This window comes from Klebsiella sp. PL-2018 (assembly GCF_019048985.1).
GTDB lineage: Bacteria > Pseudomonadota > Gammaproteobacteria > Enterobacterales > Enterobacteriaceae > Klebsiella > Klebsiella michiganensis.
On sequence record NZ_CP077673.1, the window covers coordinates 3123712 to 3140467 of the forward strand.

Annotated in this window: 16 protein-coding genes; 7 read left to right on the top strand and 9 right to left on the bottom strand. The window is 57.1% G+C overall.

Features of this window, described 5'->3' with window-relative positions; genetic code table 11:
* The first annotated feature begins 173 nt into the window (after nucleotides 1-173).
* The gene (locus tag MKleb_RS14500) at nucleotides 174-1091 is read left to right on the top strand and encodes a DMT family transporter (protein WP_014838374.1); all 918 of its coding nucleotides are present in this window, start codon (nucleotides 174-176) and stop codon (nucleotides 1089-1091) included.
* A 75-nt stretch (nucleotides 1092-1166) separates the two neighbouring features.
* Here the strand turns inward: MKleb_RS14500 and MKleb_RS14505 are convergent, their stop codons facing one another.
* Both MKleb_RS14505 and MKleb_RS14510 read right to left on the bottom strand, forming a co-directional pair.
* Nucleotides 1167-1835 carry a DUF3313 domain-containing protein gene (locus tag MKleb_RS14505; RefSeq protein ID WP_025107899.1) on the bottom strand — a complete coding sequence of 223 codons (669 nt, stop codon included), beginning with the start codon at nucleotides 1833-1835 and terminating at the stop codon, nucleotides 1167-1169.
* Nucleotides 1836-1974: 139 nt separating this feature from the next.
* A complete protein-coding gene (locus tag MKleb_RS14510) occupies nucleotides 1975-3567 on the bottom strand; it encodes an ABC transporter substrate-binding protein (protein WP_025107900.1) in 1593 nt (530 codons plus the stop codon).
* A 113-nt stretch (nucleotides 3568-3680) separates the two neighbouring features.
* Between MKleb_RS14510 and pepT the strand changes: the two genes are divergently transcribed.
* Nucleotides 3681-4910, top strand: coding sequence for a peptidase T (gene pepT / locus MKleb_RS14515; RefSeq protein ID WP_025107901.1), 1230 nt, complete (start codon nucleotides 3681-3683; stop codon nucleotides 4908-4910).
* Here pepT and tehB read toward each other — a convergent pair.
* Together tehB and tehA are read right to left on the bottom strand one after the other, a co-directional pair.
* Nucleotides 4907-5503 (bottom strand): tellurite resistance methyltransferase TehB, encoded by a 597-nt coding sequence (gene tehB, locus MKleb_RS14520; RefSeq protein WP_217075950.1) that lies wholly within the window; start codon nucleotides 5501-5503, stop codon nucleotides 4907-4909. The genes pepT and tehB overlap by 4 nt on opposite strands.
* Before the next feature lie 2 nt (nucleotides 5504-5505).
* Nucleotides 5506-6504: a dicarboxylate transporter/tellurite-resistance protein TehA gene (gene tehA / locus MKleb_RS14525; protein WP_025107902.1), complete on the bottom strand. Its 999-nt coding sequence runs from the start codon at nucleotides 6502-6504 to the stop codon at nucleotides 5506-5508.
* Nucleotides 6505-6614: 110 nt separating this feature from the next.
* On the opposite strand from tehA, the gene ydcK reads away from it, so the two are divergent.
* The gene (ydcK, locus tag MKleb_RS14530) at nucleotides 6615-7595 is read left to right on the top strand and encodes a YdcK family protein (protein ID WP_025107903.1); all 981 of its coding nucleotides are present in this window, start codon (nucleotides 6615-6617) and stop codon (nucleotides 7593-7595) included.
* An 81-nt stretch (nucleotides 7596-7676) separates the two neighbouring features.
* Here the strand turns inward: ydcK and rimL are convergent, their stop codons facing one another.
* Nucleotides 7677-8261, bottom strand: a complete 585-nt coding sequence (gene rimL, locus MKleb_RS14535; RefSeq protein ID WP_217075952.1) for a 50S ribosomal protein L7/L12-serine acetyltransferase — start codon at nucleotides 8259-8261, stop codon at nucleotides 7677-7679.
* Nucleotides 8262-8336: 75 nt separating this feature from the next.
* On the bottom strand, nucleotides 8337-9992 hold the full coding sequence (locus tag MKleb_RS14540; RefSeq protein ID WP_217075953.1) for a glucan biosynthesis protein D: 1656 nt from the start codon (nucleotides 9990-9992) through the stop codon (nucleotides 8337-8339).
* 122 nt (nucleotides 9993-10114) lie between these two features.
* Here MKleb_RS14540 and MKleb_RS14545 point away from each other — a divergent pair, with 122 nt between their 5' ends.
* On the top strand, nucleotides 10115-10264 hold the full coding sequence (locus tag MKleb_RS14545) for a hypothetical protein (RefSeq protein WP_157835621.1): 150 nt from the start codon (nucleotides 10115-10117) through the stop codon (nucleotides 10262-10264).
* Here MKleb_RS14545 and ycaC read toward each other — a convergent pair.
* The 3 genes from ycaC to MKleb_RS14560 form a co-directional block, all read right to left on the bottom strand.
* Nucleotides 10242-10865: an isochorismate family cysteine hydrolase YcaC gene (ycaC, locus tag MKleb_RS14550; protein ID WP_004850558.1), complete on the bottom strand. Its 624-nt coding sequence runs from the start codon at nucleotides 10863-10865 to the stop codon at nucleotides 10242-10244. The two genes, MKleb_RS14545 and ycaC, sit on opposite strands and share 23 nt — an antisense overlap.
* A 173-nt stretch (nucleotides 10866-11038) precedes the next feature.
* Nucleotides 11039-12547: a carboxylesterase/lipase family protein gene (locus MKleb_RS14555; protein ID WP_025107904.1), complete on the bottom strand. Its 1509-nt coding sequence runs from the start codon at nucleotides 12545-12547 to the stop codon at nucleotides 11039-11041.
* Between the two features lie 42 nt (nucleotides 12548-12589).
* Nucleotides 12590-13933, bottom strand: a complete 1344-nt coding sequence (locus MKleb_RS14560; protein ID WP_004850554.1) for a 2-oxoadipate dioxygenase/decarboxylase HglS — start codon at nucleotides 13931-13933, stop codon at nucleotides 12590-12592.
* A 239-nt stretch (nucleotides 13934-14172) separates the two neighbouring features.
* Between MKleb_RS14560 and pcaH the strand changes: the two genes are divergently transcribed.
* From pcaH to MKleb_RS14575, 3 genes are all read left to right on the top strand, one after another.
* Nucleotides 14173-14913, top strand: coding sequence for a protocatechuate 3,4-dioxygenase subunit beta (gene pcaH, locus MKleb_RS14565; RefSeq protein ID WP_004850552.1), 741 nt, complete (start codon nucleotides 14173-14175; stop codon nucleotides 14911-14913).
* A complete protein-coding gene (gene pcaG, locus MKleb_RS14570) occupies nucleotides 14910-15530 on the top strand; it encodes a protocatechuate 3,4-dioxygenase subunit alpha (RefSeq protein WP_004850549.1) in 621 nt (206 codons plus the stop codon). Before pcaH ends, pcaG begins: the two co-directional genes overlap by 4 nt.
* Before the next feature lie 172 nt (nucleotides 15531-15702).
* Entirely contained in the window at nucleotides 15703-16626 is a 924-nt protein-coding gene (locus tag MKleb_RS14575) for a LysR substrate-binding domain-containing protein (RefSeq protein WP_004850547.1), read from the top strand.
* The last annotated feature ends 130 nt before the right edge of the window (nucleotides 16627-16756 follow it).

A 16756-nucleotide genomic window follows, 5' to 3' on the forward strand; every position in this document is an offset into this window, starting at 1 on the left:
AGTTCAGATTCCGCAGATCGCTAGTCTAAGAAGAGTCGCCGGCAGATACCAGCATTCCCCCGCCGCTAATGAAAAATAAGCGCAAGAATTTGCAAGTCGGCGACAAGCTGATGACAGCGCCGAATTCGCCCGGGCCGCAAAATGACCGGTACAACACTCACAGGAGAGACATTTTGAACGCATTACTCTACGGGTTGGTCGTGGTTATCTGGGGCACCACCTGGATTGCTATCTTTTTGCAGCAGGGGCCGGTTGCCGCGCCGGTGTCTATTTTCTGGCGCTTCGCCGTCGCCAGCGTCGCGATGTTGACCATTCTGCTGGTTACCCGCCGCCTGCGCCCGCTGGCCGCGCGCGACCATCTCTTTTGCCTGCTACAGGGCTGCTGCGTTTTCTGCTTTAATTTCTGGTGTTTCTATACCGCCGCCGCGTATATCAATACCGGGCTGGAGTCGGTGATCTTCTCCATGGCGGTGTTGTTTAACGCCATCAATAGCTTTCTCTTCTATCGCCAGCAGCCTCCGGGCCGATTCTGGCTGGCCGCCGCGCTGGGGCTGGCGGGGATCGTGACGCTATTCTGGGATGATTTATGGGCCAGCGGCCTGAACGCCTCGCTCCTGCTGGGTATTGCCCTCAGCGCATTGGGCACCTATGGGTTTTCGCTCGGCAATATGCTCAGCATCCGCCACCAGCGCCGCGGTCTGGAGACGTTGACCACCAACAGCTGGGCCATGCTTTACGGCACCCTGGTCATGGGCGCGATCGCGCTGGTTCGCGGTGATAATTTCGCGCCGCAGTGGACCCTCAGCTATATGGGCGCGCTACTGTATCTCGCCGTGTTTGGCTCGGTGATTGCTTTTGGCGCCTATTTTACGCTGGTGGGGCGAATCGGCGCGGGTAAAGCGGCATACAGCACCCTGCTGTTTCCACTCGTCGCGCTGACCATTTCGACTTTTTATGAAGGTTACGTCTGGCACAGTAGCGCCGTGGCAGGACTGGCGCTGATCCTGGTCGGAAATCTGGTGATGTTCGCTCGCCCGGAGCAGTGGCTGCTGCGGCGCAGGCTGGCCTGGGTTCGCTCGGATCGCTGCTGACGCTCGCGCTGCCGTCGAGGAGAAATGAAAAAGGCGCTATCAACCACTAGCGCCTTTATTCACGGATACGCCTGATTAACGGTTATTGGGGTCGAATTTCACCGCGTCAATCGCCATATCATCAATGACCTGCTTCAGGGTCTCGACGGTGAGCGGCGTATTTTCGTTGGACAGGTTTTTACCTTCGCCCTTACGGACCACTTTGATAACCGGCTTTTTGGTCGCCGCATCAATCAGCTCCCCTTCAAAAAACAGGTTGGTGTCCATGGTACGGTGGCCCGTTGCCGCCTGCGTACCGGCGATAATCATCGCCACCGGAATCACTTCGTAGAACTGCAGCCCTTCTTTGCTGGAATCCACGCCGGTGATGGCGCCGCGGAAGATCAGGCTGCGCTTGCCCGGGGTGGTTGCCAGCGGTTTACGCTCGGAAATAGCCTGTTTCATCTCTTTATTGGTGTAATTCAGGATATCCCTGAGCGCCTTCTCGCCCACCTGGGTGGTGGGTTTTGGTACCGGGTAATAGGTGATCGGGTTATAGACGATATTGTCATAGTTGCTCGGATTGTAATCCGGCGAAATCCAGCGCAGTTCCGGTTTGCCGGACGCCGAGGTGGTTTCTTTTAAGTTAGAGTAATCTTTTAAAAATCCCGAATATTGTTCCGGCTGAGCGATTTTGGATGAGCAGCCGGCCAATGCTAACAGGCCAGCAAGCGCGGCGACTTTAAAAAATAACGGAGTACGCATATAGGTTAATCCCTGTGAATACCATTTATCGGCAAGAGTTATAGCAAATAACAGGGGTAAGTTTTGTGGCAAAAGCGGTGCTACGTCAAGTAGCTGGAAAAAATAAACCCGCCGTTACCGGCGGGCCGTGATTGGCTGTTTATCTGATATCAACCTGATAAAAAATATGCTTGCCGAAGGGGTCTATTTCGTAGCCTGACACGTTTTTACGCACCGGTTCAAATATTGTCGAGTGGGCAATCATGACTGCCGGCATCTGGTCATGCATCATCTGCTGCGCCTGGCGATAGAGCGCTTCGCGTTTTTGGCGATCGGTTATCGATTTTGCCTCGGCGATAATTTTATCAAACGGCTGATAGCACCATTTTGCCGAGTTTGACCCGCCGTTCGCCGACTGGCAGGTAAAGAGTGGGCCGAAGAAGTTATCCGGATCGCCGGTCGCGGTCGTCCAGCCCATCAGCGCCGCCTGATGTTCGCCATCCTTCACCCGCTTTAAGTATTCACCCCACTCATAGGTTGTGATTTTCGTTTGCACGCCAATTTTCGCCCAGTCGGCCTGGATCATTTCGGCCATGCGTTTGGCGTTCGGGTTATAGGGTCGCTGCACCGGCATCGCCCACAGATCGATGGTAATTGGCCCCGCAACGCCCGATTCCGCCAGCAGCGCTTTGGCTTTCTGCGGGTCGTAGTCATAATCCTTCAGCTGGCTATCCGCGCTCCATACGCCCGGCGGCAGCAGGTTTTTCGCCGCCGTACCGGTACCGTGGAACACCGCTTCAATGATCGCCGGTTTATTGATCGCCATCGCCAGGGCCTGACGCACCTTAACGTTGTCCAGCGGCGCTTTTTGGGTGTTAAACGCCAGGAAACCGGTGTTAAGGCCCGCTTTGCTCATCAGGTTGATCGCGTTGTTCTCTTTCATTCGCGGCAGGTCGGCCGGATTGGGGAACGGCATCACCTGACACTCGTTTTTCTCCAGCTTGGCGTAGCGCACCGAGGCGTCCGGCGTGATACTAAAAATGAGACGATCGATATGCGCCTTCCCCTGCCAGTATTCCGGGAACGCGGTGAAAAGAATTCGGGAATCTTTTTGATATTGCGCGAGTTTGAAAGGTCCGGTACCAATCGGGTCCATATCCACGCGCTCTGGCGTGCCGGCTTTTAGCATCGCATCGGCATATTCCGCCGATAAAATAGAAGCGAAATACCAGGCAAGATCGGCCACAAAGGGCGCTTCGGGATGGGCCAGCGTGAAACGCACCGTATATTCATCAGGCTTATCAATCGCGGTAATTAACTGGCCAAATTCCAGGCTTTCAAAATTGGAGTAATTGCCGCTGGAGATATTATGATAAGGATGGTGAGGATCTTTTTGCCGCATAAACGAAAAAATAACGTCGTCGGCATTAAAATCGCGGCTGGGTTTAAAATATTTATTACTCTGGAATTTAACGCCTTTGCGTAAATGAAAAGTATAAACTTTCCCATCTTCGCTGACTTCCCAGCTTTCGGCGAGGCTCGGCACCAGTTCTGTGGTACCGGCTTTGAAATCGACCAGTCGGTTATAGACCGGCACCGCGCTGGCGTCCACGCTGGTCCCGGAGGTGTAGAGTTGCGGGTTAAAGTTTTCCGGCGATCCTTCTGAGCAGTAGACCAGCGTTTTTGCGCTAATGGCCGAGCTGGCCGTCAGGGCCGCTAACGCCAGAGCAAGCGTCGTGAATCTGCGTTGCATAGGTTTTCCTTTTTCATTTGTCAGCTAATGAATAGCTTGTTGTTTTCCCTTCCATACATAACACTAAAGCCTGATTGCAAACACCTGAAAACTCGAATAAAGAAGGAATCACTATGTCATCAGCCCTGGCCAGTCAATTAACCCAACGCTTCTTTCGCTACCTGGCGATAACCAGCCAAAGCGACCCGCGAGCCACGACGCTGCCTACCACCGCCGGGCAACACGCGATGGCGCAGGCCCTTGCGGATGAGCTACGCCTGCTGGGGCTGGATGAGATTGTGATTGACGAGCGCGCCACCGTCACGGCGGTGAAAAAGGGCAACGTCGCAGGCGCGCCGCGGATTGGCTTTATTACCCACATCGATACCGTTGACGTCGGTTTGTCGCCGGATATTCATCCACAAATTCTGCGTTTTACTGGTGAAGATCTCTGTTTGAACAGGGATAAAGATATCTGGCTGCGCGTTGCGGAACATCCGGAAATCCTCGCTTATCCCAATGAAGAGATTATTTTCAGCGACGGCACCAGCGTGCTCGGGGCGGATAACAAGTCCGCCGTTACGGTGGTGATGACGGTGCTGGAAAACCTGACGGCGGAACACCGCCACGGCGACATCGTGGTCGCGTTTGTGCCGGATGAAGAAGTGGGCCTGCGCGGCGCGAAGGCGCTGGATCTCGCGCGCTTTGCCGTCGATTTTGCCTGGACCATCGACTGCTGCGAGCTCGGCGAAATCGTCTATGAGAACTTTAACGCCGCCGCGGCGGAGATTCGCTTTACCGGCGTGACCGCTCACCCTATGTCGTCAAAGGGGGTGCTGGTGAACCCGCTGCTGATGGCCACGGATTACATGAGCCATTTCGATCGCCAGCAAACGCCGGAGCATACCGCCGGACGCGAGGGCTACGTTTGGTTCAACGGTATCCAGGGCGATCAGAACAGCACCCTGCTGCAGGCCAGCATTCGCGATTTCGACCTCGAAAGTTTTCATCGCCGTAAGCAGCAAATTAGCGAGGTGGCGCAGAAAATCGCCGCGCAGTATCCGACCGGAAAGGTGGAATTTCACATCAGCGATACCTATAGCAACATCAGCAATGCCATCGGCGAAGACCGCCGCGCCGTTGATCTGATGTTCGAAGCGATGGAAAGCTTAGGCATTACGCCGAAACCGACGCCGATGCGCGGCGGCACCGACGGCGCGGCCCTGTCGGCAAAAGGCGTATTAACGCCCAACTTCTTTACCGGCGCGCACAACTTCCACTCGAAATTTGAGTTTCTGCCGCTGCGCGCCTTTGAGGCCTCTTATCAGACCGCATTACAGCTCTGCCTGTTAGCGGCGCGTTAAGCCGGTTTGCGCGCCAGCATCGTGGCGAAACGCAGCTTAATCCGGTTCCCGCTGGCGTCGGTGCGGTGGAGTTCACCGACGTCTTCGTTATATTTGAGTAACGTCCAGCCTTCATAATTATTGCGCAGCTCTCCCGGTTTAAACGCGAACGGGAAGCCGACGCTGCACGGATAATCGTCGGTATCCATAGCCGCAACAATCAGATTGTAGCCGCCGGGTCTGGTGCAGCGCTGCATGTTAGCAATCAGACCCGGGATGGTCTTCGCGTCGAGGAACATCATCACCACGGTCGAAAGAATAAAGTCATACTCGCCGTCAAAGCTGAGGGCGTTAAGGTCCTTAATCGCCGTCCGCAGATTCTCCAGCCCTTCCGCCTGACGAATGCGCTCAAGATTTCCGATGCTGGCCGGATTTATATCCCACGCGGTGACATCAAACCCGTTGGCCGCGAGGTAGAGGCTATTGCGCCCGTTGCCGCAGCCCAGATCCAGCGCCTTGCCCGGCGCGATCAGGGTGGCGGCGTGCAGCACCTCAGAGTGGGTGCGGGTCATCCCGTATTTATCGGTGAAGTAATTTTCGTCACGAAGCGTCATGGTTAATCCTTATTTTTTAATAATGTGTCGCGCTCAACGCGAATCAGCAGTTTACCGCGCATCAGCAGCAGGAAGGTACGAATCAGCAGCAGCCCGACGATCAGATTGGTGAAGAGAAACAGCGGGAGCGCGAGAGTATGGAAAAAGCCGTCCGGATGCTGATGACCGAGATGCAGGCCGGTGGTCGCCAGCGCGGAGATGCCGAACGAGAAGCTCCAGAACGAGGCGTTAAACGGCTGGCGCAGGTACCACGGCATCAGGCGCAGCATAAACAGCAGCTGCAGCAGACCATAGCCGAACAGCAGCTTAGCGAAGGTATCCGCCTCGCCGCCGTTCACGCTCAGCCAGGCGCTGCACGCCACCAGCGCCGGCGCCAGCTGAATGCCGAGGGCGGTGCGCATGGCCATCGGCAGTTCGCCGTCGCTGCGCAGGCGCTGCAGAATCACCGGTTCAAGGCTAAGCCAGGAGAATAAGCCGGCGCCAAGAAACACCAGACCGGCGTCGGTAAAGCCCAGCGCGCCGCAGGCCATGGCGCTGATAAAGTTATTCGCCACCGCCGGCAGATAGAGACCCGGGGTGGTCGCCTCATTGGGATGCTTCCCCCGCCATAGCCCGGCGCTCTGCCAGGCCGCATAGCTTAGCTGCAGCACTACGCCAATCGCGAATAACACCAGCGAGAGCGGCCGCAGCCAGGGAACAAAGCCGATGGCCACCAGCATGGTCGTCGCCGGAAACAGGCTGACAAAACTGCTGGCCACCGGATGGCGCATCTCCTGCAGTACGCTGTGCGGGAAACGGACCGCCCGGCTGATAAACGCCAGCGCCAGCAGCGCCCAGATGACCGTCGCCGTGACCACCAGACCGTCGCCGACGATCCGGCTCACCGGCCAGATCGTGCTGGCGTAGCGCCAGGCGAAGCCCATGCCGATAATGCCCAGAACCATACCAAAATAGCCCGCCGGGAGATTCAGCACCCGGCTTGTGCCCAGCTTTTTATTCATTTTGTTTAAATTTTCAATTTATCTTAAGTTGCATTCTAAAGGAACCTTCAAAAACGCGCTACGGCGTTTTTTGCTATGTTTATGTTAACCATACGTAATGAGAAAGGCAGATGCGCAAATATTACCTCAGCGAGAAGGTTCGCCAGTTTCACTATGACGCCGACGGAAACAAACATAGCGTCAATCTGCGGCAAATTGTCGCCTTACGCGATTTCGCTGACGTGAAGCGCGGCGATGAAGGCGGCTGGCTGGACAATGAAGCAGCCCTGAGCCACGAAGGCGAGTGCTGGATTTATGACCCGAATAGCGCGGTGTTTGCCGGTGCGAAAATCGAGGGCAATGCCCGCTTAACCGGCGAGTGCATTATCAGCCATGGCGCCATCGTCAGCGATAACGCGCGACTGGACAGCGTGCAGGCAAGCCACTGCGCGCGAATAAGTGACAACGTCACCGTTTCGCATTCGCAGATTCGGGGTTATTGTCACCTGGCCGACAATGCGCAGATCCTCCCCCACTCGCTTATTATCGCCGCCCAGGGTCTGACCGCCGACAGCGACAAAATCCTGCGCATTTATCAGCGGGCAACGGTCAGCGCTTCGCGCATCGTTCACCAGGCGCAAGTTTACGGCGACGCGTTTGTCGAACACGCGTTTGTTGAGCATCGGGCGGAAATCTTCGATTGCGCGCGGCTGGAGGGTAACGACGAAAACGACGTCTGGGTCTGCGATAACGCGCGAGTTTATGGCCACGCGAGGATTATCGCCGGGCGGGAAGAGGACGCCATCCCCACCCTGCGCTACAGCTCGCAGGTGGCGGAGCACGCGGTGGTCGAAGGCAACTGCCTGCTGAAGCATCGGGTGATGGTCGGCGGGCATGCGCACCTGCGCGGCGGGCCGATTCTGCTGGACGATAGCGTGTTAATTGAAGGGCATGCGGTGATTTGCGGCGATGTGGTGATTGAACATCAGGTGACGATCGGCGACAGGGCGCGAATTGAAGCCAGCGCGGGCGACGCCATTTCTATCAGAGGGGAGAAAGTGATAAACGGCGACGAACTTTTTACCCGCACGCCCATTGTCGGCTTTCTATAACCTTTGCTCCCGACCGCGTGGTTTATCAGCTTCAGGCCCCTGCGCGCTGTTCCCCGGGCTACATCTCAGCGCGGCCCGTAGTCAGCCGCGAGCCGGGAATTGCCCGGTGTCACAATCAATAATGCGCCCGTAGATATTCTGGTCATCGTACGAACCGTTCAGATACTCGGCCTGCTTCAGGCACCCTTCGAGGGTGAAACCGTTACGCAGGGCGACCTGATTGCTTCTCTGGTTTGCTACCCGACATTTAATCACGAAGCGGCGAACCGTCCCGCTGCGGGCAAAAGCGTCCATCAGCGCCTGCAGCGCCTGAGAAAGCAGCCCCTGCCCCTGGTGGCTTTCATCTATCCAGTAGCCGATGTATGCGGTCTTATTGATCGGCTCAATCTGGTTAAACGACAGCACGCCGACGATCTCTTCGCGCAGAAAGAGCAAAAACATTTTGGCGTAACCGCGCTGGTGCAGCATCACGTTGCCCTGCACGTGGCGGCGGGTTTCGTCTTCGTGACTGACGTCAGCGGGCCAGCTCAGCGATTGCTGGAGCCAGCGCTGGTTCTTGATCACCAGCTGATGCAGCTCAGCGACGTGGCTTTCATCCACCGCGTGCAGAGAAAGCGACTCGGTGACGGGGATAGTTTCTCTCGCAGGCGCGTTTTCGTCAGTCATAATGGACTCTGATTAATAGTCTGATTAAAAAACAAACGCCCGCTAAGTTACCTTAACGGGCGGAATAAAGGGCAATTATTTCATTACCCGATCGTCAACATAGTTACGCTTGTCTGGCGCTGGCGGGAAGTACTGATAGAGCCAGGTTTCGCTGATCGCTTCCCCCTGGCAGCGCAGGAACATGCGCATTTCGACCGGGTCGGTCGAATCCGAGGTCGGGTACCAGTCAAACTGGATGCGATAGCCATCAAACGGTTCCACGTAGAGAATTTCTATCTGCTTCGCTTCGCCGCTCGACAGGGTAATCACCGGCTCAATGCCTCTTGGCGCCGCGGCCTTCAGGTCGCCGCCGACAAAATCGATAGCAAAACGACGGGTCCATTTATCCGGGTAGTGCTCACCCGGCGCCCAGCCTTCAGGGAAACCGCCCATTCCGGTGCGCGTGGCCAATACCCGCGCCAGCGGCGAACGGACCGGCGGCTGCGCGCTCCAGTAGAGTCGATAGCGGAAGTCCAGCTCATCCCCTGCTTTAACCGGCTTCTCGGGCTGCCAGAAGCAAACGATATTGTCCAGCGTTTCACCGGTCGTCGGGATCTCCATCAGGTTGACGGCCCCTTTACCCCACTGGTTGCACGGCTCCACCCACAGGCTCGGGCGCTTGTTGTACCAGCCCATGATGTCCTGATAGTGGGAGAAGTCGCGATCCAGCTGCAGCAGGCCAAAACCGCGCGGATTTTTATCCTGGAAAGCGTTGAACTGCAGCTTTTGCGGGTTGTTCAGCGGGCGGCATACCCACTCGCCGTTGCCCAGCCACATCGACAGGCGGTCGGAGTCGTGGATCTGCGGATGGATAGTGTCGCACATCCGCCGTTCGTTATTGCCGCAGCTGAACATACTGGTCATCGGCGCGATGCCCAGCTGTTTGATGTCTTTACGCGCGTAGATGTGGTTTTCCACATCCATAATCACCTGCGTCTCCTGACAGTTCACCACGAACTTATAGGCGCCGGTGACGCTTGGGCTGTCGAGCAGCGCATAGACGGTAAAGACCGTCGCCCCCGGTTTAACGGTCTCAAACCAGAAAGAGGTGAAGTCCGGGAACTCTTCCGGCGTATCGGTAAAGGTATCGATCGCCAGGCCGCGGGCGGAAAGACCGTACTGGTAAGTGCTGTCTACCGCGCGGAAGTAGCTCGCGCCGAGGAAGGCGACGATATCGCGGCGCGCCAGCTCCGGCGCCTTAAATACGCGGAACCCGGCAAAGCCGAGATCGCTCTGGCCTTCCAGCTGTTTGGTGTCGACGCCGGCGTCATTATATTTAAACAGCTCGGGACGGAAGTGAATTTCCCGCGCCTGCTGGGTTTGTGAATCCAGGGAGAACATCCGTACGCGGCGGCGGAACCCCATCCCGACGTGGAAGAACTGAATATCCAGCTTGCGCTCTTCGATATTACTCCACAGGGAGTGCGCAGCATCATACTGAATGCTGTTGTAGGCCTGCGGGGTCAGGTTTGCCAGGGTTGGCGGCAGATCGCGCGGCGCGCCGCCCCAGGGCTGACGCGCAAGATCGTGGGCCATCGACTGAAGTACGGAATAGTCAAAGCGACGGGTCTGGCCGTCGGCAATTCCCGAGTCCTCGGCGAAGGCCGCTTTCGAGAATAGAGAGGCAACTCCTGACGTTCCGCATACGGCGGCAACAGCCATGGAAGATTTGAGAAAACGTCTGCGGTTCATGCCTGAGAGAGCATCCTTCTTCATATGTGAATTGAGACGCGACGTAACAAACCCATGCGTCGTGAATGTCGCTCACTCTAGACAAAAATGATTGATAATCCAATTGTTGACGGCAGAAATGCGTGAAAAAAATATGTCCACCGGACCAGACCGAATTACCGATATCCGGGGGCGGCGATGATTTCGCCAACCGGCGGCGTTTCATGCTGAATCAGGAAGCGGCCAGACGAACGCTGGCCGCGCAGGCGATTATTTTTGCTGCAGAAGGTTAAAACTGGTCATCAGGTTGCGATAATCCGGAATATGGTTGGAGAACAGCGTTCCCAGCCCTTCGATATCATTACGCCAGTCGCGGTGTAGTTCACAGGCAACGCCAAACCACGACATCAGCTGTACCCCGGCCTGCGACATACGATCCCAGGCGGCATCGCGGGTAATCGGGTTAAAGGTACCGGAAGCGTCGGTCACCACAAACACCTCAAACCCCTCTTCAATGGCCGAAAGCGCCGGAAAGGCCACGCAAACTTCCGTCACCACCCCGGCAATAATCAGCTGCTTTTTGCCCGTCGCTTTGACTGCTTTAACAAAATCTTCGTTATCCCAGGCGTTAATATTACCCGGGCGCGCGATATAGGGCGCATCGGGGAATTGCGCTTTCAGCTCCGGTACCAGCGGGCCATTGGGGCCGTTCTCAAAGCTGGTGGTTAAGATAGTAGGCAGACCGAAGTACTTCGCCAGGTCGCCAAGGGCAAGGACGTTGTTCTTGAATTTATCGGGATCGATATCGCGTACCAGAGAGAGTAATCCGGTCTGGTGATCGACCAGCAGCACGGCGGCATCACTTTTATCCAGACGAACATACGGTTTGGCCATGGTTTCTTCCTCATTTTAACGTCAGATCTTCCGTCAGAACGCAGGTTCTGCGGATGCAGGGTTAACAGAGCCGATCTTAGTGTAATCGCTGGCTGAGGATTAGCCGCCTAAAGTGGGACGCATTGTTCCATTTGCAGAACGTACCGCGGCAAACGGAGATCTTCCGGACAGCGTTAATCCAGCGTCACATGGTGCTTCATCACCCGCCGAAACAGCGCCAGACGCGCGCGCATAAAACGGTTTTCCACTTTAAAACCGGCCCGCTTGTGCAAACCGATGCGCAACAGACGGTCCCGTCCGCGCACGCTGGCGGGCCAGCGCACCGGCCCGGATAGCTCGTGGCAGCCGTTACCCGCTACACGGGCAAAGCTAGCCCAATAATCGGCAACCCGGGCGGCAAAGGTCCGGTCGCGCTCGTTCGCATACTGTCGTACCGGCTCGGCAAGGTCGAGGTTGTCAAAAACGTACGCCACTTCATTACCGTGCCACGCGCCGTGCGGATAGGTTTGGTGTTCCGCCTCGGCAACGTAGTCAAACCAGTAGCGCCAGCACGGTTGCCCTACCCGCTGCTGCGCCTGCATCACCACGTAACCCAGGGTGGTAAAGGCCATATCGCGGCAGACTTCACGCCCTAATGCCTCATCGCCCTTGACGCCGGGATAGAGCAGCTTAATCAAACCGAGACCAAAACGGCGTTCGCGGCGAAGCTTCTGGATCTGCCCGGCGATATCGACGCCAAACACCGCCATGACGCTGGCCTCATCGCTGTTCGAGCCAATCATCACCGGCAGCGGGTGCTGACGCCCGCTAAAAAAAGTCTCCAGCATCGGCTGCGGCAGTACGGCATCGCCAACAATGGGCGCCGGGCCGATGGTAAGCGGTGCGGTCAGCGACCAGAACGCGTCCGCCGGAATCGCCCGCAGCTGTTCGGCGCTGGCCTGCGGTAAAGAGAAGTGCTCCGCGATGAGCTGCCCTTTGGCCAGCGCCTTTTCCCGCGGCAGATCCGGCAAGGTATAGCCGCTCTGAATAATCGCCTTATGGAACAGCCCTCTGGATTTTGGCGAAACCATGAGCGACAGCACGCTGCGCGCCCCGGCGGACTCGCCGAACAGCGTCACGTTGGCCGCATCGCCGCCGAAGGCGTGAATGTTCTCCTGAACCCACTGCAGGGCGGCGATCTGATCGAGCAGCGCAAAATTATAGATGCGCTCCCCCTCTTCTTCCTCCAGCGCCGGATGGGCAAAAAAGCCCAGATGCCCCAGCCGGTAGTTAACCGTGACTACCACTACGTCACGGGACGCTAAGGCTTTACCATCATAGGGCGGTAAGCTTCCCGCGCCGATGGTATAGCCGCCGCCGTGCAGCCAGACCATCACCGGCAGCGGCTGCGCGCGCGAAGCGGGTGACCAGACGTTAAGGTACAGGCAATCCTCGGAAAAGCGGCCGGGATCGCCGCCGCCGAGCTCACGACAGTACTCAATATCCTGCCAGCTGGAGGCCGAGAAACTCTCCGCCCGGCGCACGCCCTGCCAGCGGGCGGCAGGCTGCGGCGCGCGCCAGCGGAGATCGCCGACGGGCGGCGCGGCATAGGGTATACCGCGCCAGATATGCATGTACTCTTCAGCGGTGCCGGATAGGGTGCCCTGCCGGGTTTTCACCAGCGGGGTAGACGGATTCTGCATGACCTGCTTCCTTTAACGACTCATGCCAGCAGAGTACTGATTTTACAGCAGACCGCAACGTCGTTTACTGCGCTCTTCCGCCTGTTGATAAAGGGCAAACTCATCATAAACCGGACAGCCCAGCGCCTCCTCAAAGGCCTGGCGGCTGGCGTTGCCGTGGCTGCGGGTCTGTATCTCGTTGCCCAGGTTAGACTGAAAAATCCCGGCGGCGCTGACCGGCAAAAAGTCTTCATAAATAATCGGTTGTGCGATGACCCAGCCGCGTTCAATCAGCGGCTGCGGATCGTCGCCCGGACGAAACGCCTGACGGTGCGCTTCGCCGGCGGGCGTCAGGCGATAGCGAAAGTACGCCAGCCCCTGCTGACGCAGCAGGAATTCGCTGTCCGGGAACGGGCTAAACACCTCCTGCAGATGACGCTGATGGGTGAGATTATCCTTGCCCACCCCCGCCTCGCCAAGCAGTCGGTCGTACAGGGCGCGGCCCTTCGGCGTTAAGGCGATACCGCGCTGCTCAATTTCGCCAAAGCGAGCCGTATGCGTGCCTCTATGCTCTCCGGCAAACATCACCGGTTCCTCAAGGGCCTTAAAGCTGGTCTGGCGCAGTAAAATGGGCACATCGCGGCGCGGCGGCCCTTCTATCAGCGCTTTTGGCGCGATACCGCACTCGGGCATTAACGCCTGCACCCGGTCAATATCCAGGGTGCGGGGCGTCAGATGATTAATGTGGCAGCCGGGGAAACAGACCACATCGGCAATCAGCCGGTGCTCTTCATGCAGCGCGTGATAGGTTTCCTCATCGACGGTGGCGTGTCGATGCCAGCGAAAGGTTTCCAGCGCCTGTTGCACAAACTCGCGGGCCTCTGCGGCGGTAAACTCCCCTTTCTGTTCATGTAACGCGATCAGTTCACGACAGCGCGGCGTGAAGATATCGCGTCGGGAAAGGATATCCGCCGCCCGCTGACGCAAAGCTTCATTGGCGATAAGTTCAAGTCGCAGAAGCGAGGTAAAAACGCGAAACGGATTGCGCGCCAGCGCGGCGTCATCTATGGGGCGAAACGCGGTGGAGTGAACCGGTACGCCGGCCTGCGACAGATCGTAATAGCTGACGGGATACATTCCCATAATGGCAAACATGCGACGCAAGGTCGCCAGTTCCTCCGCCGTACCGACGCGGATCGCGCCGTGGCGTTCAACGTTCAGCCGCGCCAGTTCATCGGCGTTGGCCAGTTGTTCGTGCAGCGTCGGGTTATTCTCCAGTATGGCCAGGTTAACGTCGGCCACCAGCTCCAGTAGCGTCCCGTACTGCGGAACTTCCTGCTGGTACATCGCCGACATCGCCTGCGAAAAGCTTTCCCGAATCTCATCAGCCGTGATGGTGTTCGCCATGATGTCTTACCTCCAGTGAATTCTCCCTGGAGTGTAGGAAAGCTCTCTGCAGACGGCGGGAAGAATTTACAAACTGTGATGCCGGTAGCTGGCCGGTTTATTTTCACCCGCTCACTTCATAACCGCCGGTTATGTTAAACACCCTTTAATTTCACTTTAAATTAACAAAGCATTTACACACACTGCGAGTGGCGACATTACAACAACATGCCTCTCTACCGATAATATGGAGTACCCTCATGAACGACAAATGGTCACCGCGCGAGGTCCTGCACCGCGACTACAGCAGCCATCCTCCCGCTTACGCCCCGGGCTATAAAACCAGCGTGCTGCGCTCGCCGCGCAATGCGCTCATTTCCCTGCAGAATTCCCTTTCTGAAATCACCGGACCGGTGTTCAGCAGCGACGATCTCGGCGCGCTCGATAACGACCTGATCCTCAACTACGCCAAAGACGGCCTGCCGATTGGCGAAAGGATAATCGTCCACGGCTACGTTCGCGATGGATTTGGCCGACCAATGAAAAATACGCTGGTCGAAGTCTGGCAGGCCAACGCGGGCGGACGCTACCGGCATAAGAAAGATCAATACCTGGCGCCTATCGACCCGAACTTTGGCGGCTGCGGACGGGTGCTGACCGACGAAAACGGCTACTATTGTTTCCGCACTATCAAGCCCGGCCCCTATCCGTGGCGCAACCAGGTAAGCGACTGGCGTCCGGCGCATATTCACTTTTCGCTCTCCGGCGACGCCTGGGCACAGCGCCTGATCACGCAGATGTATTTCGAAGGCGATCCGCTGATTAAACAGTGCCCTATCGTCAAAACCATCAATAACGATGATGCCATCAGGACATTAATCGCCGAGCTGGATACCCATGCCGCCGTACCGCTGGACTCTCTGGCTTACCGTTTTGATCTCGTGCTGCGCGGCCATCGCGCAACGCTGTTTGAAAACCGCACGCAGGGGGCCGCCCGATGAAAGATTATTTACCTGAAACCGCGTCACAAACCGCCGGCCCTTATGTGCATATCGGCCTCGCGCCGGACGCCGCCGGTTTCCATATCTTTGAGAAAAATTTTGGCCCGACGCTGACAACGGCAGACACCGAGGGCGAACGCATTACTATCGAAGGCAGAGTCATCGACGGCTCCGGCACGCCGGTGCGCGATGTGCTGCTGGAAATCTGGCAGGCCAACGCCGCCGGGCGCTATAACCATCCCGACGACCGACAGCAGGGCAAGAAGCTGGATGCGGCGTTTCGCGGTTGGGGACGCAGCTGCTCGGACTTCACCAGCGGCGTCTGGCGCTTCGAAACCATTAAACCCGGGGCCGTGGTAGGTCGCGATGGGCGCACCATGGCGCCGCACGTCAATCTGTGGGTGGTCGCCCGCGGGATTAATATTGGCCTCAACACGCGGATGTACTTTTCCGACGAGCAGGATGCCAACCAGGTCGACCCGGTGCTGAATCTGATTGAGTGGGAAGTGCGTCGCCAGACCCTCATCGCGCAGCGCGAGGTTCGCGGCGCGGAGATCGTGTATCGCTTCGATATTCACCTGCAGGGCGAAAACGAAACCGTCTTCTTCGATATCTGAGTTTTTTCTTCCTTTTTCCGCCCCTGCCGGTCAGGGGCGACGCTATATGGCAAACTCAATAAAATCAACTTGTAAAATAATAATATAAAATGTTAATAATATTTTGCTATGAAGTTAACAATTTTAATCGCCCTTACTTGTCACTGGGACGCCTCTGTTTTTAACATTGATTATGCAAAAAAATGGTCTTTTCAGTCAGCGCATTCGCTTGCGCCATCTACATACTTTCGTGGCCGTCGCTCAACAGGGAACTCTTGGGCGCGCGGCTGAAACCTTAAATCTGAGTCAACCGGCCTTATCCAAAACGCTAAACGAACTGGAGCAGCTGACCGGTACCCGGCTGTTTGAGCGTGGACGCCTCGGCGCGCAGCTCACGCTGGTCGGCGAACAGTTTCTCACCCACGCGGTTAAAGTGCTCGACGCGCTCAATACCGCGGGACAGGCGCTAAACCGTAAAGAAGGCCTCAACAGCGATATCGTGCGCATCGGGGCGCTCCCCACCGCCGCACTGGGGATCCTGCCCTCGGTGATCGGCCAGTTCCATCAGCAGCAAAAAGATATCACCCTGCAGGTGGCGACCATGAATAACACCATGCTGCTGGCCGGACTAAAATCGGGAGAAATCGATATCGGTATCGGACGGATGTCCGATCCGGAGTTGATGAGCGGGTTGAACTATGAACTGCTGTTTCTCGAATCCCTGAAGCTGGTGGTTCGTCCGGGGCATCCGCTGCTGCAGGAAACGGTTACGCTGAGTCGGGTCATGGAGTGGCCGGTGGTGGTTTCGCCCAAAGGTACGCTGCCGCGACAGAACGCCGAAACCCTGCTGCAAAGCCAGGGCTGCAAAATTCCGTCTGGCTGCATCGAGACGCTGTCGGCTTCCCTGTCGCGCCAGCTCACCGTCGATTACGACTACGTCTGGTTTGTCCCCTCCGGTGCGGTCAAAGACGACCTGCGCCGTGGGCTGCTGGCCGCGCTGCCGGTGCCCACCCAGGGCGCGGGCGAACCGATAGGTATTCTCACCCGGGTGGACGCCACGCTCACCGCGGGAACACAAACCCTGCTGAGCGCCATTCGTAAATCGATGCCCGTCTGATCGCCCTCTCCCCGACCGTTATCCGCGTCGGGGAGATCTGACCGCCTGATTTCCTTTTCGCACCCACCATATTCACCACAATAATCAATTAGTGCGAAATCATTCGTTAACAATTGCGTAAATTTCTTTA

What these genes read in the sequence shown, in the direction of transcription:
- pcaH (WP_004850552.1), top strand. Translation starts at nt 14,173, where the DNA reads ATGAACGACAAATGGTCACCGCGCGAGGTCCTGCACCGCGACTACAGC.
- MKleb_RS14505 (WP_025107899.1), bottom strand. Translation starts at nt 1,835, where the DNA reads ATGCGTACTCCGTTATTTTTTAAAGTCGCCGCGCTTGCTGGCCTGTTA.
- pcaG (WP_004850549.1), top strand. Translation starts at nt 14,910, where the DNA reads ATGAAAGATTATTTACCTGAAACCGCGTCACAAACCGCCGGCCCTTAT.
- MKleb_RS14555 (WP_025107904.1), bottom strand. Translation starts at nt 12,547, where the DNA reads ATGCAGAATCCGTCTACCCCGCTGGTGAAAACCCGGCAGGGCACCCTA.
- tehB (WP_217075950.1), bottom strand. Translation starts at nt 5,503, where the DNA reads ATGACGCTTCGTGACGAAAATTACTTCACCGATAAATACGGGATGACC.
- pepT (WP_025107901.1), top strand. Translation starts at nt 3,681, where the DNA reads ATGTCATCAGCCCTGGCCAGTCAATTAACCCAACGCTTCTTTCGCTAC.
- MKleb_RS14560 (WP_004850554.1), bottom strand. Translation starts at nt 13,933, where the DNA reads ATGGCGAACACCATCACGGCTGATGAGATTCGGGAAAGCTTTTCGCAG.
- MKleb_RS14575 (WP_004850547.1), top strand. Translation starts at nt 15,703, where the DNA reads ATGCAAAAAAATGGTCTTTTCAGTCAGCGCATTCGCTTGCGCCATCTA.
- MKleb_RS14540 (WP_217075953.1), bottom strand. Translation starts at nt 9,992, where the DNA reads ATGAACCGCAGACGTTTTCTCAAATCTTCCATGGCTGTTGCCGCCGTA.
- ycaC (WP_004850558.1), bottom strand. Translation starts at nt 10,865, where the DNA reads ATGGCCAAACCGTATGTTCGTCTGGATAAAAGTGATGCCGCCGTGCTG.
- ydcK (WP_025107903.1), top strand. Translation starts at nt 6,615, where the DNA reads ATGCGCAAATATTACCTCAGCGAGAAGGTTCGCCAGTTTCACTATGAC.
- MKleb_RS14510 (WP_025107900.1), bottom strand. Translation starts at nt 3,567, where the DNA reads ATGCAACGCAGATTCACGACGCTTGCTCTGGCGTTAGCGGCCCTGACG.
- tehA (WP_025107902.1), bottom strand. Translation starts at nt 6,504, where the DNA reads ATGAATAAAAAGCTGGGCACAAGCCGGGTGCTGAATCTCCCGGCGGGC.
- rimL (WP_217075952.1), bottom strand. Translation starts at nt 8,261, where the DNA reads ATGACTGACGAAAACGCGCCTGCGAGAGAAACTATCCCCGTCACCGAG.